Origin of the sequence: Actinoallomurus sp. NPDC050550, assembly GCF_040655075.1 — a bacterium.
Lineage (GTDB): Bacteria > Actinomycetota > Actinomycetes > Streptosporangiales > Streptosporangiaceae > Actinoallomurus.
Genome location: NZ_JBFAJC010000020.1, coordinates 19,050 through 39,916 on the forward strand (window position 1 = coordinate 19,050; position 20,867 = coordinate 39,916).

21 protein-coding genes are annotated in these 20,867 nt (G+C 70.6%); 5 read left to right on the top strand and 16 right to left on the bottom strand.

Annotation, left to right across the window (positions count from 1 at the left end; genetic code table 11):
• Window positions 1-103: 103 nt before the first annotated feature.
• The 6 genes from AB0I04_RS26255 to AB0I04_RS26280 form a co-directional block, all read right to left on the bottom strand.
• Complete coding sequence (locus tag AB0I04_RS26255) at window positions 104-1,390, bottom strand: histidine kinase (RefSeq protein WP_360889521.1); 1,287 nt, start codon at window positions 1,388-1,390, stop codon at window positions 104-106.
• Window positions 1,391-1,481: 91 nt separating this feature from the next.
• Entirely contained in the window at window positions 1,482-2,243 is a 762-nt protein-coding gene (locus AB0I04_RS26260; RefSeq protein WP_360889524.1) for a glucose 1-dehydrogenase, read from the bottom strand.
• A 7-nt stretch (window positions 2,244-2,250) separates the two neighbouring features.
• Window positions 2,251-4,329: an acetate--CoA ligase family protein gene (locus AB0I04_RS26265; protein WP_360889527.1), complete on the bottom strand. Its 2,079-nt coding sequence runs from the start codon at window positions 4,327-4,329 to the stop codon at window positions 2,251-2,253.
• Between the two features lie 8 nt (window positions 4,330-4,337).
• Window positions 4,338-5,912: a class I adenylate-forming enzyme family protein gene (locus AB0I04_RS26270; RefSeq protein WP_360889530.1), complete on the bottom strand. Its 1,575-nt coding sequence runs from the start codon at window positions 5,910-5,912 to the stop codon at window positions 4,338-4,340.
• Between the two features lie 85 nt (window positions 5,913-5,997).
• Window positions 5,998-6,336: a VOC family protein gene (locus tag AB0I04_RS26275; RefSeq protein WP_360889533.1), complete on the bottom strand. Its 339-nt coding sequence runs from the start codon at window positions 6,334-6,336 to the stop codon at window positions 5,998-6,000.
• The gene (locus tag AB0I04_RS26280; protein WP_360889535.1) at window positions 6,333-6,731 is read right to left on the bottom strand and encodes a Zn-ribbon domain-containing OB-fold protein; all 399 of its coding nucleotides are present in this window, start codon (window positions 6,729-6,731) and stop codon (window positions 6,333-6,335) included. Before AB0I04_RS26280 ends, AB0I04_RS26275 begins: the two co-directional genes overlap by 4 nt.
• Before the next feature lie 141 nt (window positions 6,732-6,872).
• Between AB0I04_RS26280 and AB0I04_RS26285 the strand changes: the two genes are divergently transcribed.
• Window positions 6,873-8,516 carry a penicillin-binding transpeptidase domain-containing protein gene (locus AB0I04_RS26285; RefSeq protein WP_360889538.1) on the top strand — a complete coding sequence of 548 codons (1,644 nt, stop codon included), beginning with the start codon at window positions 6,873-6,875 and terminating at the stop codon, window positions 8,514-8,516.
• Window positions 8,517-8,653: 137 nt separating this feature from the next.
• On the opposite strand, the gene AB0I04_RS26290 is transcribed toward AB0I04_RS26285, so the two are convergent.
• Complete coding sequence (locus AB0I04_RS26290) at window positions 8,654-9,325, bottom strand: endonuclease V (RefSeq protein WP_360889540.1); 672 nt, start codon at window positions 9,323-9,325, stop codon at window positions 8,654-8,656.
• 160 nt (window positions 9,326-9,485) lie between these two features.
• Window positions 9,486-10,394 (bottom strand): cyclase family protein, encoded by a 909-nt coding sequence (locus AB0I04_RS26295; protein WP_360889543.1) that lies wholly within the window; start codon window positions 10,392-10,394, stop codon window positions 9,486-9,488.
• A 155-nt stretch (window positions 10,395-10,549) separates the two neighbouring features.
• Here AB0I04_RS26295 and AB0I04_RS26300 point away from each other — a divergent pair, with 155 nt between their 5' ends.
• Both AB0I04_RS26300 and AB0I04_RS26305 read left to right on the top strand, forming a co-directional pair.
• Window positions 10,550-11,758: an RNA-guided endonuclease TnpB family protein gene (locus AB0I04_RS26300; RefSeq protein WP_360889546.1), complete on the top strand. Its 1,209-nt coding sequence runs from the start codon at window positions 10,550-10,552 to the stop codon at window positions 11,756-11,758.
• Between the two features lie 88 nt (window positions 11,759-11,846).
• Entirely contained in the window at window positions 11,847-13,052 is a 1,206-nt protein-coding gene (locus AB0I04_RS26305) for a serine hydrolase domain-containing protein (protein ID WP_360889548.1), read from the top strand.
• Window positions 13,053-13,057: 5 nt separating this feature from the next.
• Here AB0I04_RS26305 and AB0I04_RS26310 read toward each other — a convergent pair whose 3' ends face one another.
• Window positions 13,058-13,789, bottom strand: a complete 732-nt coding sequence (locus tag AB0I04_RS26310; protein ID WP_360889550.1) for an SDR family oxidoreductase — start codon at window positions 13,787-13,789, stop codon at window positions 13,058-13,060.
• A gap of 263 nt (window positions 13,790-14,052) precedes the next feature.
• Between AB0I04_RS26310 and AB0I04_RS26315 the strand changes: the two genes are divergently transcribed.
• Complete coding sequence (locus tag AB0I04_RS26315; protein ID WP_360889553.1) at window positions 14,053-15,237, top strand: transposase; 1,185 nt, start codon at window positions 14,053-14,055, stop codon at window positions 15,235-15,237.
• 44 nt (window positions 15,238-15,281) lie between these two features.
• Here AB0I04_RS26315 and AB0I04_RS26320 read toward each other — a convergent pair whose 3' ends face one another.
• Both AB0I04_RS26320 and AB0I04_RS26325 read right to left on the bottom strand, forming a co-directional pair.
• A complete protein-coding gene (locus AB0I04_RS26320) occupies window positions 15,282-15,902 on the bottom strand; it encodes an isochorismatase family protein (protein WP_360889555.1) in 621 nt (206 codons plus the stop codon).
• A 69-nt stretch (window positions 15,903-15,971) separates the two neighbouring features.
• Window positions 15,972-17,456, bottom strand: a complete 1,485-nt coding sequence (locus AB0I04_RS26325; protein WP_360889559.1) for an MFS transporter — start codon at window positions 17,454-17,456, stop codon at window positions 15,972-15,974.
• A gap of 77 nt (window positions 17,457-17,533) precedes the next feature.
• Between AB0I04_RS26325 and AB0I04_RS26330 the strand changes: the two genes are divergently transcribed.
• A complete protein-coding gene (locus AB0I04_RS26330; RefSeq protein WP_360889562.1) occupies window positions 17,534-18,415 on the top strand; it encodes a LysR substrate-binding domain-containing protein in 882 nt (293 codons plus the stop codon).
• Window positions 18,416-18,486: 71 nt separating this feature from the next.
• On the opposite strand, the gene AB0I04_RS26335 is transcribed toward AB0I04_RS26330, so the two are convergent.
• From AB0I04_RS26335 to AB0I04_RS26355, 5 genes are all read right to left on the bottom strand, one after another.
• Window positions 18,487-19,041, bottom strand: a complete 555-nt coding sequence (locus tag AB0I04_RS26335) for a DinB family protein (RefSeq protein ID WP_360889565.1) — start codon at window positions 19,039-19,041, stop codon at window positions 18,487-18,489.
• Window positions 19,042-19,101: 60 nt separating this feature from the next.
• Window positions 19,102-19,326: a hypothetical protein gene (locus AB0I04_RS26340; RefSeq protein ID WP_360889568.1), complete on the bottom strand. Its 225-nt coding sequence runs from the start codon at window positions 19,324-19,326 to the stop codon at window positions 19,102-19,104.
• Window positions 19,327-19,348: 22 nt separating this feature from the next.
• Window positions 19,349-19,822: a hypothetical protein gene (locus AB0I04_RS26345; RefSeq protein WP_360889570.1), complete on the bottom strand. Its 474-nt coding sequence runs from the start codon at window positions 19,820-19,822 to the stop codon at window positions 19,349-19,351.
• 12 nt (window positions 19,823-19,834) lie between these two features.
• Window positions 19,835-20,272, bottom strand: a complete 438-nt coding sequence (locus AB0I04_RS26350) for a hypothetical protein (RefSeq protein WP_360889573.1) — start codon at window positions 20,270-20,272, stop codon at window positions 19,835-19,837.
• 463 nt (window positions 20,273-20,735) lie between these two features.
• Window positions 20,736-20,864, bottom strand: coding sequence for a hypothetical protein (locus tag AB0I04_RS26355; protein ID WP_360889576.1), 129 nt, complete (start codon window positions 20,862-20,864; stop codon window positions 20,736-20,738).
• Window positions 20,865-20,867: the final 3 nt, after the last annotated feature.

The window sequence follows — 20,867 nt, forward strand, 5'->3', positions numbered from 1 at the left end:
CGGCCGGCGACCACCCGACCATCGCCCAGGAACTGCGTTCGAACCCGCCCTCGCGCGAGGTCGACTCCGCCCTCGCGGCCATGCCGCTGTCCGGCCCGAAGGACTACCCGGCGGGACCCCTCGGCGGCACGCTGCGCTGCGCCCCCGGATCGCGCGGCGGAGCCGGGTGCGCGTGGGCGGACGGCTCCACGGTGGGCGTGGTGGCGGGCTCCGCCCCCTCCGCCGACGAACTGGCGCGGACGACCCTCGCTCTCCGCAACGCCGCCGAGCGCTGAGACCCGCGCCTGACGAAAGTCAGGGGCGACCACCACCGATCGTGCGCTGTGGAGGCTCCCCGGTGATTCCTAAGTGATGCAGGCTGCGGTCCGTTCGTCACCGTCACGACGGTCTCGTTCGCCGATCGCGCCAGGTGGACGGTCACCGCCGCGCCGGGGGCGTGCTTGGCGGCGTTGGTGAGCGACTCCTGAACGACCCGGTGGACGGCGTGGCCGGCCATGTCCGGCAGGGGCACGGACCCGCCGTCCCCGCGCTCGTCCCGCAGTTCGACCGGCAGGCCCGACGCGCGGGCGCGTTCGACCAGGTCGGTGACGCTCTCCCGGGCCGGGGTCAGCGGCATGGCGGGATCCCCGCCGGGCCCCTCACGGAGCACGCCGATGATCTCCCGGAGCCGCTCGGTCGCCGACGCGGTGCCCGCGCGGAGCTCCCCGGCGGCGGCGCGATGGCGTTCGGGGAGATCGGGCGCCATCTCCAGGGCGCCCGCGCGCAGGGCGATCAGGCTGAGCTCGTGGCCGAGCGAGTCGTGCATGTCCTGGGCGATGCGTGCGCGCCCGCGCAGCCGCTCACGGTCGGTGACGATCAGCTGTTCGCGTTCGAGGCGTTCCGCGCGCTCCCACCCGGCCCGTACGAGCTCCTGCTGGAGCCGCCGGTAGCGGCCGATCAGCCATGGGCACATGACCAGGAACACCAGCGCGAGGGTCAGGTCGAACCAGGTCACCACCCACCGGGTCGCCGAGCCCTCGACGGTCCCGACGGCCACGGCCAGGGCGAGTTCCAGGAGGGCGATCGCGACGAACGACAGCAGCACGGGCCGGTCGCGCGGCAGGCGGCGGCCCGCCAGGTAGCCCATGACGGGCAGCGCGACGACGTACGACAGCGAGAACGGGCCCGGGCGCACCGCGAGGTACGCCCACTGCAGGAGAGAGAGGGCCGCCGCCCCGTACAGCGCGGTGAGGGGGCGGGACCGCGCGGTCGCGACGATGACGCCGAGGGCGGCCGACGCCGCCGCGACCATGGGCCAGGGCGCGCCCACGCCGCCCTGGGCGGCCCTCTCCGCCAGCACGGTGAGCGCGAAGAACCCCCAGAGCAGCCCGTCCCTGACCGACCTGCGCACGGGCGAACCGTACCTGCCGTGGCTCCCCGTCGATACCGACGAAAGTCAGGTCCTCGATCAGTAGCCCGCGCCGGTACCGACAAAAGTCGGGTCAGTAGCCGGCGCCGGTGAGCATGCCGCCGTCGATGAGGATCTCGCTGCCGGTGCAGTAGCCGGACTCGTCGGAGGCGAGGAAGACGACCAGCGCCGGCACCTCGTCCGGTTTGCCCATCCGTTTCAGCGGCAGGGCGTTGAAGAACGCCTCGGCGCTGTCGGCGGTCGCGGCGACCACGTCCGGGTCCATCGACATCGCGGTGAGGATGGCCCCGGGGTGGATGGAGTTCACGCGGATGCCGTACGCGCCGAGCTCGCGCGCCGCCGCCTTCGTCAGCCCGCGGACGCCGAACTTGCTGGCGGAGTACGCCGCGAGCCCGGACGCGCCGATGAAGCCCTCGGTGGAGGAGACGTTGACGATGGACCCGCCGCCGGCCGCCTTCATCGGCTCGATGACCGACTTCACGCCGAGCCACTGCCCGATGAGGTTGACCTCGATGATCCGGGTGCACTCCTCCAGGGTCATCTCCTCGATCGTCCGGTGCCTGATGATCCCGGCGTTGTTCACCAGCACGGTGAGGCCGCCGAAGGCCGTGACGGCGGTGTCGACGGCGGTCCGCCAGTCCTCCGGCCGGGTGACGTCCATCGGCACGAAGCGCACCGCGTCCCCGAGCTCGGCGGCGAGCTTGCCGCCCTCTTCCTCCAGGACGTCGCCGAACACCACCCTGGCGCCCTCGGCGACGAACCGCCGTACATGGGCCTTGCCCATGCCCCGGGCGCCACCGGTGATCAGCGCCACCTTCTCGTCGAGCCTGCCCATGGCCACCTCACGCTCTCCGCCGCTGGTCGCGGACCTTGGCCACCGCCACCGCCGTGGCGGCCGCCTCCACGCTCCGATAGGTCGGTACCCCCGCCGCCCGGGCGATCGCCCGTAGCTCGTCCTCGACGCCGGCCGGGGCGTACTCGGCGTTGCGCAGCACGAGGATCACCCGCGTGCCGGTCAGCTCGCGCTGCAGCTCCCCGACGCCGCGCGCGTAGGCGAGGAGCGGGTCGGCGCTGTCGCCGAAGGTGAAGAAGCTCTGCACGTTCACGTGCGTGATCACGTCCGGGTACGGCCGGTCCGCTTCCCGCTGGATCGCCGTGACGACCTGCCCCACGAGGTCCGGCTTGCCGCGCGGGCCCACCGGGATCTCCAGGGGGTTGCCGGGGACGGCGCCGACGGGCAGGCCGAGGTCGACTCCGGGCAGCGGGGCGAGCCGCAGCCCGGCCCGGTCGAGGGCGTCGGCGGCGAGCACGCTGGCCCCGCCGCTCGGCCCGACGACGAGGACGTCGGGGGAGACGGGCACCTCCCGCCCGGCGTGCAGGTCGAGCAGGTCGAGGGCGCCGATCAGGTCGTCCTGGGCGGTGACCAGCGGCAGCACGGCCTGCATTGCCAGGGCCTCCCAGACCCGGGCGTCGCCGACCATCGCCCCGGTGTGCGACGCGGCGGCCCGGTGGCCCTGCGCGGAGCGCCCGCCGACGAGGGCGACCACCGGCTTGGACACCGCGCGCAGCGCGTCGAACAGCGCCCGGCCGTCGCGCGGGTCCTCCAGGTACAGGCCGATCACGGACGTGTCGTCGTCGGCGGCGAAGTAGCGCAGCAGCTCCGCGGGGCCGACGTCGGCGCTGTTGCCGACCGTGGCGACCTTGGAGAAGGCCAGGCCGCGGTGCTCGCCGACCTTGATGACCTCCCCGGCGAGCCCGCCGCTCTGTGAGATCAGCGCGATCCGCCCCGGGCGGCCCGGCCGCCCGCCGATGAACGTCTGGCCGCCCGCCGGGGAGTACACGCCCATGCAGTTGGGACCCAGTAGGCGCACGCCCGCGTCGTGCGCGGCGGCGAGGAGCTCATCCTCCAGGCCCGCGGCGCCGGTCTCCCGGAAACCGCCGCTCATCACCTGCACGAAGGGGATGCCACGGGCCTCGCGCACGACGTCCGGGCAGCGCTCGGCGGGGACCGCCACCAGGGCGTAGTCCACGTCGGCCCCCTCCAGGGACGGCACGCAGGGCACCCCGTCGATCTCGTCCGCCGTCGGATGAACGGCGACGAGACCGGTGTGGCCCGCCGCGCGGTAGAAGCCGAGGAACATGTTGCCGAAGTTCGGCCGCTTGGTGGAGGCGCCCACGACCGCCACGCCGCGCGGCGCGAACAGCAGGTCGAAGTTCTGCGAGAGAGGCTCCGCGCATTCGCGGGGCGTCACGTCGGCGGGGCCCAGGAGACGGGCGTCCACCGCGACCGCCCCTTCCGGCGTGCAGATGACCGGGTTCAGCTCGAACTCGGTGAACCCCTCGCCGAGGCTCTCGACCACGCCGCCGGGGCCGCCGACCGCGAGCAGTAGCTTGACGAGCGCGTCCCGGTCGACCGCGGGCGACCCGCGGAAGCCGTCGAGGAGGGCCGCGCCGCGCAGCTCCGCCAGCATCCGCCGGGCGTCGTCCTCGGTGATGGGGCACAGGCGCAGCGCGGTGTCGCGCAGCACTTCGGTCCAGACCCCGCCGAGGCCGACCAGGAGCACGGGCCCGAACGACGGGTCGCGGACCGCCCCGACGATCACTTCGACGCCGGGCGGCGCCTGCTCCTCCACGAGATAGCCCTCGACCGTGACGCCGGATCCCGTCAGCGCCGCCCGGATCTCGGCCGCGGCCCGCGCCGCCTTGACCGGAGAGCCGAGCCCGAGCCGTACGGCACCGGCCTCGCTCTTGTGCACCAGCCCGGGACCGTACGCCTTGACGACGAGAGGCGGCGTCAGCCCGCCCGCCGCGACGGCGACGTCCTCGGCGGACCGGGCCGTCGCCCCACGCGGCACGGCGATCCCGAAGCCGGACACGAACTCCTTCACCACATGCTCGGCGGTCGCCACAGGCAACTCCATACCGTTCCTCACAGGCGCTCCAGCAGGTCGGCGTATCGGGCGCGGATCTCGCGGCGCAACAGCTTGCCGGGGCCGCCGGACGCGTCCTGGGTGTGCGGCAGTTCGTCCGCCACGACGACGAGGTCGGGCACCTGGTGTGCGGGCAGCCGGCCGGCGAGCCGGGCCTTCACCTCGTCGGCGGCGAGGGCGGCTCCGGCACGGGGGACGATCGCCACGAGGATCCGCTGCTCGACCGCGTCCTCGCCGTCGGCCTGCGCCGGGACGCCGACGACGCCCGCCTCCGCCACGCCGTCGAGCTCGATCGCCGTGTCCTCCAGGCCGCTCGGCTGGGACCAGACGCCGCCCTTGAGGATGGCGTCCTCGCGCCGGCCGAGCACGGTCAGGAAGCCGTCGTCGTCGACGGTCCCCAGGTCGCCGCCGACGTACCAGCCGTCGCGAAGGACCTGCGCGGTCTTGTCCGGCAGCTTGTCGTACCCCTGCATGAGGTTCGGCCCGGTCAGGTTGATCTCGCCGACCCGGTTCACGAGCCGCTCGCCGTCCGGGCCGGTGACGCGCACCGCCGTGGAGGTGCGGGCCCGGCCCACGGAGGAGATGTCCTGGCTGCCGTCGTCCTGCCGCCCGATGCAGGTGTACGGCGCCTCGGTCTGGCCGTAGTAGCTGAAGATCGCTGCTCCGGGCAGCCGCTTCATGATCCTCTCGCGCAGGGACGGGAGCAGCGGCTCGCCGCCGAGCACGATCGCCGACAGCGACGACAGGTCCACGTCGGCATGGTCGTCCGACCCGAGCAGGGCGGAGAAGAAGCTGGGGATGAGGCTGACGTGGGTCACGCGTTCGCGCGGCACGACCTTGAGGAAGTTGGCCGGGCCCCAGTCCTGCTCGAGCACGAGCCGCATGCCCGCGTAGAACGCCGGGCCGACCAGCGCGGGGAACCCGATGCCCCAGATGATCGCGCCGGTGCCCATGACCGAGTCGGCGGCTTGGGGGATGTCCAGCCAGATCTGCGCCGAGGCCAGGCTGGAAGAGTGCGTGTGCCGCACGGCCTTGGGCAGACCGGTCGTGCCCGAGGTGTAGAACAGCGCCATCAGGTCGTCGCCGTGCCCGCCGAGCGTGGGCTCGTCCTCGGTGGCGGCGGACGCCAGCGCGTCGAGGTCGACGGCGTCCTCGGCCGGCCCGCCCACCCGGAGCCACCGGCGCACTCCCGGAAGCCGGGGACGTACGGCCGCGACGAGCTTCTCGACGCTCGCGTCGTAGACGAACGCGGCGCACTCGGAGTGCTCGACGACCTGGGCGAGGGTGTCCTCCGGCCAGTACGGGTTGAGCGCGCAGACGACCGAGCCGAGCTTCATCTGCGCCAGGTACACCTCGGCGACGTTCAGCGTCTCGTTCATCAGCGAGGCGACGCGCTGCCCGGGGCCGATCCCCGCCTCCAGCAGCGCGTGCGCCACCCGGTTGACCTTCCGGTTGAGCCCGTCGTAGGTGAGGCTGGTCTCGCCGCAGTAGGTGAGCGCCACCTTGTCCGGGGTGCGCAGCGCGCCGGCGGTGAGGATCGCGTAGGCGTAGTTGCCGAATGGTGATCGCGCCACTGGAGTCTCCTGGTGCGGGGGAGGGGGCTGATCGATGGGAGCGGTCGTCCGTGGCCTGGTCGAGGGTGGGCGTCGGGGTGAGCGATCAGCGCGGTGCGTAGACGACGAGGGGGTTGTCGTCGGGATCGCGGAGCACGGCTCTGGTCTCGTGCGGTCCCTCGTCCGGACCGGCGACGAGCCGCGCGCCCGCGGCGGTGAGCCGCTCGACGGCGGCCGCCACGTCGGGGACCTTGAACGACGCGGCAGGGTCCCCGCCGGTGACGTCCTCGGCCGGTCCGGCCAGGGCGAGCGTCGTACCGCCGGCGTCCAGCGCGGCGAATCGCCCGCCATCGGTGAACTTCACCGCGAGCCCCAGCCCGTCGCGGTAGAAGGCGACGGCCCGGTCGACGTCGCTCACCGGATACAGGACGTTGCCGATCTTCACGCTGGCCTCCAGTTGGGGATGCGGCCGAATCCGGGGAGCTCGTCGAAGCTCGCGCGGACGGGCATGCCGACGCGCACCTCCTCCGGGGCGATGTCGCCGACGATGTCACCGAACGCCCGGACGCCCTCCTCGAGGTCGATCCAGGCGAGGACGTACGGCGTCGTGAGCCCGGGCAGGAACGCCCGGTGGACGACGCTGAAGGTGTGCACCGTGCCGCGCCCGGACACCGGCTCGTACGGCAGGTCCGTGCCGCCGCAGTGCGGGCAGGCGGGCTCGGGGAGGTGGACGCGGCGTCCGCACGCGCGGCAGCGCTGGACGGCGAGTTCTCCGCGCTGGCACGCCTCCCAGTAAGGCGCGGTCAGCGCGCTCGGCCGGGGCAGCGGGCGCGGGTCCATCGATTGCCAAGCTAGCGCACGCTTGGTAGGCGGGCAAGACATGGTGATCTTCGATGTCGGGCCTGCTTTGACGGCGGCCATTACGATTGTCCGGGCGGGGGACGTTAACGTAGGGGAAAATCGGGGCTGATGAGACAGCTGATGAGACAGAAGAAACTCTGGCTGATCGTCGCCGTCGTCGCGGTGGTGCTCGTAGGGGCCGCGGGGGGCGGGGCGTACGTTCTGCTGCGCACGAAGGGGAGCCCGGAGGCGACTGCCGAGGAGTTCCTCGCCGGGTGGCGGCGCGGCGACCTGACGGCGATGCGGACCGCGACGGCCACGCCGCCGGCCGACTTCGACCAGTACTACCAGGGCCTGCGCACCGGTCTGGGCGCGACGAAGGTCGAAGCCTCACTCGGCACGGTCACCAAGCACGGTAAGGAGGCGACCGCGCCCTTCACCGCCGTCGTCACCCTGCCCGCGGGGACCTGGAAGTACCAGGGACGGTTCCGTCTGGTCACCACGCACCGTGAGTGGAAGGTCGCGTGGAGCCCGGAGGCGATCCACCCCGACCTGCACGCCGGCCAGCACCTGACGACCGCGTCCAAGTGGGAGAAGCGCGGCAAGGTCGTCGCGGCCGATGGAACCGCCATCGACGGCACCGACGTGTCCGGTTCGATCCAGCAGCTCGTCGGTTCGACCGCGCCCCTGACCGCCAAGCAGGCCAAGAAGCTCGGCACGCCGTACGCCAAGGGGGACGTCGTCGGGCAGTCGGGCATCCAGCAGCGGTTCGACAAGCGGCTGGCCGGCACGCCCGCCACGACCATCTCGACCGCCGACGCGTCCGGCCGCACGGTCAAGGCCATCGGCGGGTTTACCGGCAAGCCGGGGCAGGACGTCAGGACCAGCCTCGACATGCACGTCCAGCAGGCGCTCTCGAATGCGCTCCAGGGCCAGAAGAAGCCGACGTCCATGGTGGCGATGCGGCCCGCGACCGGGCAGATCCTGGGGGTCGGCAACATCCCGGGCGGCTTCGACCGGGCGATGCAGGGCATCTATCCGCCCGGATCGACCTTCAAGGTGGTCACGGCGTACGCCCTGCTCCAGGCCGGGCTCACCCCCTCGTCGAAGGTGCAGTGCCCGAAGAAGGCCAACATCGGCGGGCAGGTGATCCACAACTCCGAGGACGAAGGTGGCGCCGCCGACATGACCTTCAAGGACGCGCTCGCCCAGTCCTGCAACACCGCCTTCTCCCTGCAGACCCAGAAGCTGCTCACCGCGCCGAAGCTGGCGAGCGCGGCGAGTACTTTCGGGTTCAACCAGAAGATCGATCCCGGGGTCACCGTGCGGCCGGGCAGTTTCCCCACGCCGACGAGCGACGCCGAGAAAGCGGTCGCCGGCTTCGGTCAGGGCCGCGACCTGGCCAACGCCCTCTCGATGGTCGGCGTGGCGGCCGGTGTCGCCGACGGCAACTGGCGGCCCCCGGTGTTCGTCACCCAGCCGGCGGTGCCGCAGAAGGTCAAGCCCTCCCGGCTCGACTCCTCGGCCAGGAGCAGCCTGGCGGACATGATGCACGCCGTGGTGACCTCCGGCACCGCCAAACCGGCCGGGCTGCCCGCGGGCACGGCCGGCAAGACCGGCACGGCCGAGTACGGCTCCGCGCAGGGCAAGGACAAGAAGCCGAAGACGCACGCCTGGTTCATCGGCTTCCGCGGCGACGTGGCGTTCGCCGTCGTCGTCGAGGACGGCGGCTTCGGCGCCAAGGCGGCGGCCCCCATCGCCGCCCGCTTCCTCAAGACCCTCTAAGCGGACGAGGGCGTCTCGGCGGCGGGGATACGGGCTCGCCCGTCCGCCGCCGAGACGCCCTCGTCGGCTGGCCCTCGTCGGCCGGCCCTCGTCCGCCGGGCCTCGGCGCGGGGTTCGGTCGCCGGGCGGACGTGCCGTCAGCGTGCGGCGAGCGCGCGGCGGGAGAGGCGGTCGGCGCGCCGGGTGCTCTCCGGCAGGCGGTAGCGCGGCGTGAGACGCAAGGTCACCTCGCAGGCCGTCTCCAGGTCGGTGAGGTGACCGACGGAGACGAAGATCGGCCGCACGCCCGTCTGGGTGCGCAGCGCGCGGCCGACGACCTCGTCGCCGTCCGTCACGTTGCTCCAGGAGCCGCGGTCGGCGCCCGGCTCGTCGTACGCGCCGACCAGCCGCGTCTTGCCGATCCCGATCGCCGGCAGCCCGGTGAGCACGCCCAGGTGGCAGGCGAGACCGAAGCGCTTCGGGTGCGCGAGCCCGTGACCGTCGCAGATCAGCAGGTCGGGCGTGACGTTCAGCCGGCGCAGCCCCTCGATCAGCGCCGGCAGCTCGCGGAACGCGAACAACCCCGGCACGTACGGGAACGACGGCCGGTCGAGGACGACGATCTCCTCGACCACGTCGAGGCCGTCCAGGTCGAGGACCACCACGGCCGCGGCGAGCCGGTCCTCCGCGTACGCGACGTCGAGTCCCGCGACGGTCCGTACGGACGCCGGGCCCGGCGAGGTGAGGTCGACGCACGAACGCAGCCGGTCCTGGACGGCCTCGGCCTCGCGGACCGAGGTCGGCCAGGAAGGGAGATCCGGAAGTTCCACGCTGCTCCGCTCAAGTCCGATCAACGAGCGTAAAACTATAGTTCCGTCGCCGCGAGTCCGGACGCTCGAATGGTCACCGGTGACCGTGGAGAACCGGCAGAACCCGTCGCAGCATCTCGACGACAACGCAGCGTGCGCTGTCGCAAGCGGGTGGCCGTGGTCAGAGGACCGCGAGAGGGTTGATCGGGCTGGCCGTGCCGCCCTCGATGGCCAGGGGCGCCGCCACGAACAGGAAGTCCGTACGGCCCGTGGCGGCCAGCTCCTCCAGCCAGAGCATCTCGGCCAGGTGAATGCCGTGCCGCCACAGGAAGATCAGGTGGAGGTCGTCGTCGAGGCCCTCGTCGGCGAGCTGACGTTCGTTGAGGCCGCCGATCGCGGCGTTGTCGCACGCCACCATCGCCACGTCCCACTCCGCCAGCCGGCGCCCGCCGTCGGCCGACAGGCCGGGCTGCCCGGCCCAGTACGTCTCCGGCGAGTCCTGCCACGTCAGCGGCCATCCGGTGCGGATCACGGCGATGTCCCCGGGCCGTACGTTCACCCCGCACGCCGCGAGCTCGTCACCCGAGATCCGGTCCCCGGCGGCCAGGTGATCGACGCCCCGCAGGCGAGGAACGTCGAACAGCACGCCGCGCCCGACCACCGGGCCCGCCTTGTCGATGCCGCACCGCGTCGCGCCGTACGAGCGGACCCGCCCGGCCGGATGCCCGTTGAACAGCTCGTCGCCGGCCCACATGTGGCACAGCGCGTCCATGTGCGTGGTGGTGCCGTGCGGCGTGACGACGATCGCGTCGTCGGCCATCTTCAGGCCCGCGCCGATCGGCCGGGCGCCGGCGGCGTAGTCGCCTGCGTCCACCGACATGAAGTGCTGCGGCAGCGGACGGCCGCGTAGGTGCGGAACGGTGGTCGGCGCGGGCGAGGAGGTGGCGCCGCGGATCGGCAGCGACAGGCTCAGCGGCCGGCCCTCCCGTACGCAGGACGCGGCGGCCCGTACGACGTCGGGGGTGAGGAGGTTCAGCGCGCCGCGCTCGTCGACGTCACCCCAGCGCCCCCAGTTATTAGACTCGTTCACCTAGTCCTCCGGAGGATGCCCCGGCCTTCAGGCCGGGGAGGAATTTGGGCTCTGCCAGAACCGTCCAGACTCAGCCGGGACCGTCCAAAAACAGAATTTACCGCAATTCGACAAACTGCTTTACGCGTGTGTGTGTTATCTGTAATTTCTCGGTCATGCGAACGGCGTACAAGTGCCGGGCCTACCCGGATCCCGAACAGGCGGCGGTGTTCAGCCGCACGTTCGGGTGTGTGCGCCTGGTGTGGAACATGACCCTGGCCGAACGCCACGTGGCCTACCACGAGCGGGGCGAGAAGACCTCTTACAGGCAGACCGATGCGGCGTTGACCGGGTGGAAGAAGACCGAGGACCTGGCGTTCTTGTCCGAGGTGTCGTCGGTCCCGCTGCAGCAGACGCTGCGGCATCAGCACGCGGCGTTCGCGAACTTCTTCGCCGGCCGCGCGAAGTACCCGCGTTTCAAGAACCGCACCTCCCGGCAGACCGCGCACTACACCCGCTCGGCGTTCCGCATGAAGAGCGGCGAGCTGTACATGGCCAAGACCACGACGCCGCTGAGGTTCGTGTGGTCCTTCGACGACGTTGATCTGCTCACGCTGAACCCGACCATGGTCGTCATCTCCCGGGATCCGGACGGTCGCTGGTACGTGACGTTCGCCATCGACACCGACGCGCCCGAGCCCATGGACGAGGCCGGGCACGCCATCGGCGTCGATCTGGGGGTGAAGAACTTCGCGGTCACCTCCGACGGAGATCGCATCGCCAATCCGCGACATCTGGAGCGCAAGGCCCGCAATCTCGCTCGCTATCAGCGGCGTATGGCCCGCTGTCAGCGTGGGAGCGCCAACCGGCGTAAGGCCAAGGCGAAGGTCGCCCGCGCCCACCGCAAGGTCCGCAACGCCCGCGCCGACTTCCTGCACCGCACCAGCACCAACCTGATCCGCAGGGCGGACACCATCGTGATCGAAGACCTCGCGGTCACCAACATGGTCAAAAACCGTAGGCTGGCGCGGGTGATCAGTGATGCGGGGTGGGGTGAGTTCCGCAGGCAGTTGGAGTACAAGGCCGAACGCGTCGGGCGCACCCTCGTGGTGATCGATCGCTGGTACCCCTCTTCCAAGACTTGCTCGGCTTGCGGGCACCTGCTGGCCAAGCTGAGCCTTTCGACCCGGCGCTGGACATGTCCGGGTTGCCGCACCCGGCATGACCGGGACATCAACGCGGCCAAGAACATCCTTGCGGCTGGTCGAGCCGTAGCCAGGCAAACCCCTGGCGATGCCTGTGGAGCTGATGTAAGACGGCAAGGGTCCTCCCTTCCGCAGTCGGCGCTGAAACAGGAACCCCGCGCCGCGAGGCGCCCGGCCTAAGCCGGACCGGCCACACGGCCGATGGGACTCCCCCTTCTTCAGAAGGGGGGGAAGAAGTCAAAATTTCGTCCCTCCAGGAGTCAGGCACATGATCGAAGGTCACTGCGATCCGGCGTTCGAAGAGGTCCGGACGGCGTTCGCCGACGGCTTCGCGCGAGGTGAGGAGTTCGGCGCCGCCGTCGCGGTCTACGTGGGCGACCGGTGCGTCGTGGACCTGTGGGGCGGGCTCGCGGACCGCCGCTCCGGCCGGCCGTGGCTGCGCGACACCCCGTGCCTGGCGTTCTCCTGCACCAAGGCCGTGACGGCCACGGCGGCGCTGCTGCTCGCCGAGCGCGGCCTGTACGACCTGGAGGCACCGGTGACGTCGTGGTGGCCGGAGTTCGGCGCGGCCGGCAAGGCGGACGCGACCGCCGAGCACCTGCTGTCGCACCAGGTGGGACTGCCCGCCCTGCGCCGCGACGTGCCGGTCGCCGAGGCCCACGACCCGGCGGCGATGGCGGCGCTGCTCGCGGCGCAGGAGCCGGAGTGGAAGCCCGGCACCGGGCACGGGTACCACGCGATCACCTTCGGGTGGCTGGCCGGCGAGATCGTCCGCCGTTGCTCCGGCCGTACGGTCGGGGAGTTCGTCCGCGACGAGATCGCCGGGCCGCTCGGCCTCGACCTGCACATCGGCGCACCGGACGACGTGATCGAGCGGGCCGCCCGGCTCAGCGCGGGCCGGAAGGCCGACAAGGGCGGTGCCGCGCGTAAGGGCGGGCCCAGCGGGACCGGCGAGGTGCCCATGCCCCTCAGCCCCGAGGACCCCCTCGCCAAGATGACGGCGGGGTTCCGCGACCCGAACAGCCTGCTCAACCGGACGTTCGACAACCCGAACATCAACAGCCTGCCCGGCGGCAACAACAACCCCGAGATGCTGCGGGCGGGCTGGCCCGCGCTCGGCATGGTGACCACGGCGCGGGCGCTCGCCGAGTTCTACCGCGACCTGCTGGCCGCCCGGATCGTCGGCCGTACGACGCTGCGCGACGCCGTCGTACGGCGGGTGGCCGGACCGGACCGCGTGATGTACATCGACAGCTCGTTCGGCCTCGGCTTCATGCGGCCGTCGCTGGTGTTCCTCACGCCCAGGGCGGGCTGGGACTCCGCGTTCGGGCACACGGGTCTGGGCGGCTCGATCAGCCTCGGCGACATCGAGAAGGGCCTGGCCCTCGCGTACATCCCGAACCGCATGGGCGACGAGGTCTCCGGCGGCGTCCGCGCCTACCGCCTGCTGGAGGCGGCGTACGCGAGTCTCTGACATGGTCAGCACATCGTGATGCCGCCGCTGACGGACAGGGTCTGCCCGGTGATGTAGCCGGCCCGGTCGGTGCACAGGAACGCGACGAGGCCCGCCACGTCGGCGGGACGGCCGATGCGGCGCAGCGGGATCTGCCGGGCGAGCTTCTCCAGCAGCCCGGGGTGGCGTTCGGCGACCGCGTGCTGCATCGCGGTGTCGGTCGGCCCGGGGCACACCACGTTGCTGGTGACGCCCTGCCGGGCGGCCTCCCGCGCCAGGGTCTTGGCCAGCCCGAACAGCCCGGCCTTCGTCGCGGCGTACGCGCCCTCGCCGCCCGACCCGGCCCGCGCGCCGTCGGAGGAGATGAAGATGAGGCGGCCCCAGTCGCGCATCCCGGGCAGCAGCAGGCGGGTGAGGTACATGGGCGCCCGCAGGTTGATCCTCCACATGAGGTCCCAGGCGGCGGGGTCGCTGTCGGTGAACGGCTCGACGATGCTGATCCCCGCGTTGTGCACGAGGATGTCGGGGGAGCCGACCCGGCCCGCCAGGTCGTCGATGCTCGCCGGGTCCGCCAGGTCGACCCGCTCGGCGACCGCGTCCGGAAGGGCCGCGGCGGTCTTGCGCGCCGCGCCCTCGTCGAGGTCGGCGACGATGACCCGGGCACCGAGCGCGGCCAGGTCCGCGCAGATCGCCGTGCCGATCCCACCGGCGCCTCCGGTCACCAGCGCGGTGCGCCCGGCGAGCGACAACCCTTCCATCCCAACCTCCGCCAAAGAATGTCACCTACGACCAATTTGTCAGTTATATCTCTAGGACCTTTTTTCTTGTTTCTCTAGCCATCAGACAACTGATCCCCCAATAATGCTTCACATGGATCGTCGTATGCGTGTCGCCATGCTGGCTTGGTTCCGGCTGTCGCGCCCGATTCGGCGGTTCGATGACCCCTTCCCGGAAGGGGTCGAGATGAGGTTGTTTCGTGCTTCCGAGGCGAAATTCGGGCAAATGCCCAAGGGTAGCGTTTATGCGTAGGTCTTATAAATTCTTGATCCGCCCTACGAGTAAGCAGGCCGCTACGCTTACCGCGTGCCTGGAGGATCATCGCCAGCTGTACAACGGCGCCTTGGAACACCGGCGTATCACATACCGCAAAGCGGGTGTGACGGTCCGATACAGTGACCAGTCGGAGGAACTGAAGCACATTCGCGCCGACGACCAAACCGGGCAAGGTCGGTGGTCGTTCTCCTCCCAGCAGGCAACGTTGCGTCGCCTGGAAAAGGCGTTCGCGGCGTTCTTCGCTCGGCTTCGGGAAGGTCGCACCCCGGGGTTTCCGCGCTTTAAGGGGCGTGGGTGGTTTGACTCGGTAACTTGGCCCAAAGACGGTGACGGCTGCAGATGGGACTCTCAGCCCGAGCATCCGACCGCCACTTTCGTCCGCCTGCAGGGCATCGGGCACGTTCGGGTCCACCAGCACCGGCCGGTGCAGGGCCGGGTAAAGACGATCAGCGTGAAACGGGAAGGCACCCGCTGGTACGTCGTGCTGTCGTGCGACGACGTACCCGCTCGGATGATTCCCGCCTCTGGCGTGGCGGCCGGGATCGACATGGGCGTCGCCTCGCTTGTCACTACCAGTGACGGTGAACACTTCGCTAATCCACGTCACCTGGCCGCATCCGCCGACCGCCTCGCGACCGCGCAGCGCGACCTTGCCCGCAAGAAACGCGGTTCCAACCGGCGACGTAAGGCTGTGGTCCGGATCGCCGCGTTGCATGCCAAGGTGCGTCGCCAACGTCTCGACAACGCGCACAAGACCGCTCTTCGATTGATCCGCGACTACGACGTCATCGTCTGTGAAGACCTGCGCATCGCGAATATGACCGGTTCGGCATCCGGCACCGTTGACCGGCCAGGGCGGAACGTCGCGCAAAAGACCGGATTGAACCGAGGCATCCTTGACGCGGGTTGGGGGGTTTTCTTGGCGATCCTCGCGTACAAGGCTGAAAGCGCCGGTCGTGAACTGATCGCAGTGAACCCCGCCAACACCTCCCGCACTTGTGCCCGCTGCGGGCACTGCTCTGCGGACAACCGCACCACACAAGCCGAGTTCTGCTGCCGGGCGTGCGGGCATACAGCGCACGCCGACGTCAATGCGGCCACCAACATTCTCAGGGCAGGGCTTGCCCTTCGCCGGGCTGCGCAAGCGGCTTAGCGAGAAGCCGCTCCCTTCACGGAGCGGAGGAGTCACCCGGCCTCCTAGATCCATGCTCGGACGAGTTCGCCCGCGGTGGCGCGGGCGGCGAGCAGGCCGACCGTGTGGGTCAGGACCGCGTCGGCGTATTCGGCGGGGACGCCCGCCATCGCGTCGGTGACGGCCACGACCCGGTAGCCGAGGTTCACGGCCTCCAGGCACAGGCCCGGCACGCCGAGGTTGAGGGACACCCCGGTGGCGACGACGGTGCGGACGCCGAGGGAGCGGAGCGTCTGGTCGAGCGAGGTCCCGGTGAACGGCGAGAAGCCGTGGTACCGGCGCGACTCCAGGTCCGCCGGATCGGACACCTCGGGGACGACCTCGATCGCCGGCGTCCCGTCGAGCATGTGCGCCGGGTTCCGCAGGAGCCTGCGGATGAACGGGGCGTTGTCGGTGTGGCTGCCCGCCCGGTCGGCCCGGAACGCCGCGGTGCACTGCACGACCGGGACGCCGGCGGCCCGGGCGGCGGTCGCGACCCGGGCGGTGTTGGGGATGACATCGCGCTTCGCGCAGGCCTCGGCGAGCTCGGGAAAGCCGGTGAGATCGCCCACTACGCCGCGCTGCATCTCCATCACCAGGATGGCGGTGTGCCGCGGGCCCGCGAGGTCCGCCAGGGTGATCGACATGCCGCCACGATAAGCGAGCGAGCACTTGCTTGGGTAGTGCGGGCGTGGCGGACTCGGGCGCCGGCTCCCTCAACGCGACCGCCCGCGACCGAGCCGTCCGCCCGCCGCACGCCGATGCGAGGGAAGCAGGAGGACGCAGACCAGGACACCGGTGGCGAGGAGCGCCAGGCCCGCCGTCCAGGCGGCATGGTGCAGACCGTCGACGAACAGTGCCCGTTCCGCGGTGGGGAGCCGCCTGCCGGAACCGTGCCGTGGCAGCCGTGCGTACACGAGCGCGCCCAGGACGGCCACGCCGAGGACCTGGCCGAGCTGGCGCATCGCGTTGTGCACGGCCGAGGCCATACCGGCCCCGGTGGTGTCCACCGCGGACAGCGCGGCGGCGGTCATCGGGGGCAGGCACATTCCGATGCCGAAGCCGCCGAGCGCGAGGTCCCACCAGATCGCGCCGATTCCGGTGCCGGTGCCGAGTCGCAGGAGCCCGAGGACGGCGACGCCGCCGACGGCCAGTCCGCCGACCATCGGCGGGAGCACGCCGTACCTGCCGACCAGACGGCCGGACACCGGGGCGGCGAGCGCGAAGGCGACCCCGATCGCCGCGATGTCGACCCCCGCGGTGTCGGCGGCGTCTCCGTGCACCTGTTGGAAGTACGCGCTCAGGTAGACGATCAGGCCGATGAAGGCGAAGAACACGACCAGGCCCGCGACGTTGGCGGCGGTGAACGCGGGTCGCCGGAAGAGCGACACGTCGATCAGCGGTTCGGCCCGGCGACGCTCCCAGACGACGAAGACGATCAAGAGCGCGATGCCCGCGGCGAACGAGCCCACGATCAGCGGCGAGGCCCATCCGTGGCCTTGACCTTCGATTAGGCCGAACGCGACGGCCGCGAGGCCGGCCGTCGTCAACAGCGCACCGAGCAGGTCGAAGCCGTGCCAGGCCGTCGTACGGGCCGGTCGCGGGATGACGCGGCCCGCCAGGACGACCAGCGCGGCCGACAGCGGGACGTTCATCAGCAGCACCCAGCGCCAGCCGAGACCGGCGACGATGACGCCGCCGAGCACCGGCCCGACGGCCAGCGCCAGCCCGGAGCTCGTGGACCACAGCCCGATGGCGATGGCCCGCCGGCGTTCGTCGGGAAACGACGACCGGATGAGCGTCAGGCTGCCCGGGACGAGGAACGCCGGTCCCAGGCCCTGGATCACCCGGCCGACGAGCAGTACCGGCACCGAGGGGGCGAGCCCGGCCAGCAGCGAGCCCAGCCCGAACAGAGCGACACCGCCGATGAAGGCGCCTTTGCGGCCCCACCGGTCGCCGAGCGTTCCGCCGGTCACCAGCAGACTCGCGTAGACGAGGACATAGGCGTCGACGATCCACTGCAGTTCCGTCGCACCGGCTCCCAGATCGGCTCCGATGGATGGCAGCGCGACGCTGATGACCGTCGTCGACATCACGGCGAGGAAGAGCCCTCCGGCCGTGGCCATGAGGGTCAGCCAGGGGTCCGCCGAGCCTGCCGCGGACGTCCGTGCGTGCGCTGGAATGGGGGGAGAGAACGTCATGTCGACGACGCTAGGAAGACTCTCCTCATAACGTCCAAGTCCAGTTATGCCATATATTCATGCCTATGGAGGCATGAGTGGACCTGCTGCAGCTGTCCTACTTCCAGACCGTCGCCCGCCATGAGCACATCAGCCGGGCCGCCGAGGAACTGCGGGTGGCCCAGCCGTCGCTCAGCCGTACGATCGCCCGGCTCGAGACCGAACTCGGCGTTCCGCTCTTCGACCGGACCGGCCGCAGGATCAGACTGAACCGCTTCGGCGCGCTGTTCCTCGCCCGAGTCGACCGGGCGCTCGGCGAACTCGAGGACGCCCGGCGCGAACTCGCCGACGCCGCGGGGCTGGACCTCGGCAGCGTGTCGATCGCCGCGGAGAACCTGCAGACGCTGAGCGACCCGCTCGCCGCCTTCCTCCGTGACCATCCGGGAGTGAACGTCAGGCTCAGCCAGTCGTCGGCGCCGGTGATGCTCCGGCAACTGGCCGCAGGCGAGGTCGACGTCTGCGTCGCGTCGCAGCCGCTACGCGGGCCGCATCTGCGTTCGGTGGAGATCCTGCGGGAGGACGTCCTCCTCGCCGTCCCCACGCACCACCCGCTGGCGAGCCGGTCCCAGGTCGATATTCCCGCACTGGCCGGCGAGCCGTTCGTCACGACGCGGCCCGGCTACTGGCAGCGCAGTCTGATGGACCGCCTGTTCGCCGACGCCGGGCTGGAACCCACCATCGCCTGCGAGAGCGACGACCCCACCGCCATCCGGAGCCTGATCAGCGCCGGACTCGGCATCGGGCTCCTACCCGCCGTCGCGTACGAGTCGGCCGCGGGTCCGTACGTCGCCTGGCTGCGGGTCGACGCCCCGGACTGCCATCGCGTCCTGCGTCTCGTCCACCGCGACGACGGCTACCTCTCCGCCGCCGCACGCCGTTTCCGCGACGTCGCCACCGAGCACTTCCGCACCGCCAGCTGAGGGACGCACGGCCGGCGCGTCCGCGGTGTTTCAGGCGGCCTTCAGCTTTCGTTGAGTGCGTTCACCCTCGCTCACGCACCCCTGGCCCCGTCGATGCGTTCGCGGAGCAGGTCGGCGTGGCCGTTGTGCCGGGCGTACTCCTCGATCATGTGGATGAGCACCCAGCGCAGCGAGACCGGCCCGCGCCAGGCGTCGTGGCCCTCGACGTCGAGGTGCGGCGCTTCGGAGACGTAGGTGTCGGCGAAGGCGACCTCTTCCCGCCAGGCCTGCCAGGCATCAGCGATCACTTCGGGGTCCGGCGTGATGCCGTCGAAATCGCCGTCGGGGTCCTCGGCGGAGGAGAAGCGGGCCGGTGCGTCCTGGCCGGCCAGGACCGCCCTGAACCAGCGGCGTTCGACGTCGGCGAGGTGCCGCACCAGGCCGAGCAGCGACAGCGTGGACGGCTCCACCGAGCGCCGGGCCAGTTCGGCGTTCAGGCCCGCGCATTTCAGCTCCAGCGTCGCCCGCTGCGCCGTGAGGACGTCGGCGAGCATCGTCCGCTCGGCCCCGACGGCGGGGAAGGTGAACCGGCTGTCCTCCTCGCCGCCGAGGATCTCGCTTCTTCTGCGGCGGCTCGTGGTGTCCACGCGCCCATTATGGTCGGCGCCCGGCGAGTGACGAAAGGCCGTCGGCCGGGGGCGACCGGGTCACATGCCGGGGTAACCGCCTCCGCCGTACGCCGCGTCGAGGGCGTCGTAGTCCGGCGTGTAGCCCTTCTTCGGGATGGACTCGGTGAACTCGACGTGGCGCGGCTTCTTGTACGAGGCGATCTGGGACCGTACGTGCTCGACGACCTCCTCGGGCGTGGCGACGCGCTCTCCTCCAGGACGATGATTGTTTTTGACGTTCTGCCCCCATCCGGGGTCCGGCACGCCGATCAGGCCGTAGCCGCGGCTAGTCGCGCAGCTGCCTTTCGCTGAGTACGTTGACCAGTTCGGTGATCTCTTCTCGAGGAAAATGGATCTGCGTGGACCCTGCCATCCGAAATCCGTAGCCTGATTCGTAGACCAACGGCGCATGTATGCGCCAGGAGCCTGGTCTCCAGCGTAAAGTCACACGAGCATGAAATGCTGTGCCTAGTAAGGCGTTGACTAGGTCGACCGCGTTGGACGTCGGCATCTTGAGCCAGGCGTATCCCCTATAGAACTCAATGAAAGCATCTCCGCCGTATCGAGGCGGCCCTTCTCGAAACCGGCGTTGACCCTCTGTGCCTTCACCGAAGTCCTGGCAGCACGCCGTGGTTACGAGTCCCATCGACCACAGCGTCTTGATCAGCGGAACCATGTCGATGTCGATATCGGCCTGGACGCCATCCGGTGCGGTCAGTAGGGACGTCGGATGGATGTTCGGCGTCGATTCGATGCTCACGATGACCTCCGGTCATGCGCCGCGATGCCTCGCCCATAGCCGGGCTGCCTCCGCGACGCCTTGTGTCCATGAATCCGGTGAGTCGTCTGCGATCCCGGTCCACATGTCTGCCTGAACCTGAGCGAAGGCGTCCAGTGCCTCCGTGGGTGCGGTGTTCCACGATGGGATTTTGGATGCCCATGCTTCGGCGCTCTGAGGATCGTGACCGCCGGCAATGAGCCATACCGTCCAGCACGCCGGGTCGATCCAGCCAGCCCCTTTCGTGGGCCAGGCCCAGTCGACGAGGTAGGCGTGACCATCGTTGACGAGGACGTTTCCCTGCGTCCAGTCCGTATGAAGAAGCCGGTCACCGGCGAACAACTCGGGAGCGCTGGTATAGGCCGCCCAGCGTTGCTCGGCTTGCTTCATCTCGATGTCGGGGCAGGGGACCTCCTGGAGTCGGTGGAGCATCCGTACGACTGTGGGAAGGTCTGCCGACGTCGGGGCGTAATCGACATGGTGCCCCGATATGAACTCGAACCCGAGCAGATTCCAGCCACCGTCCTCGACGGCCCAGCGGAGGCGCGGGGATATCTCGGCGACGAAGGGGTTGACGGCGCGTTCGCGGCCCCGCGGAGGCGCGGGGATATCTCGGCGACGAAGGGGTTGACGGCGCGTTCGCGGGCCTGCGTCCAGACGCGGGGATGGTCTTGGCGAAGACCCTTAACGAAGAATGTTTCGTCCTGAGCGTGTACGACGACTGCGATTTCAGAATTGAATCCTTCATTCACCTGCATTGCGGTGTGAATTGGCCCGGTCTGCTGTTCGATGAACGGCCGGGCATCTTCCCAGTCGACTCTCGTCGTCATGACGGCACCTTACTGAGGTGGTCCCGGGGCGGTCCCAGACATCGGGAGCCGCCCCGGTAGATCGTTTACTTGTACGGGTTGTCGTCACCGCAGCCGAGCATGACGGTAGCGCCGGCGACGTCGTCCAGATCGGGGATCGGGACGACCTCGTCGTCCGTCGGCTTCTTCCGTATCTGTACGGGCACAGGCGACATGGT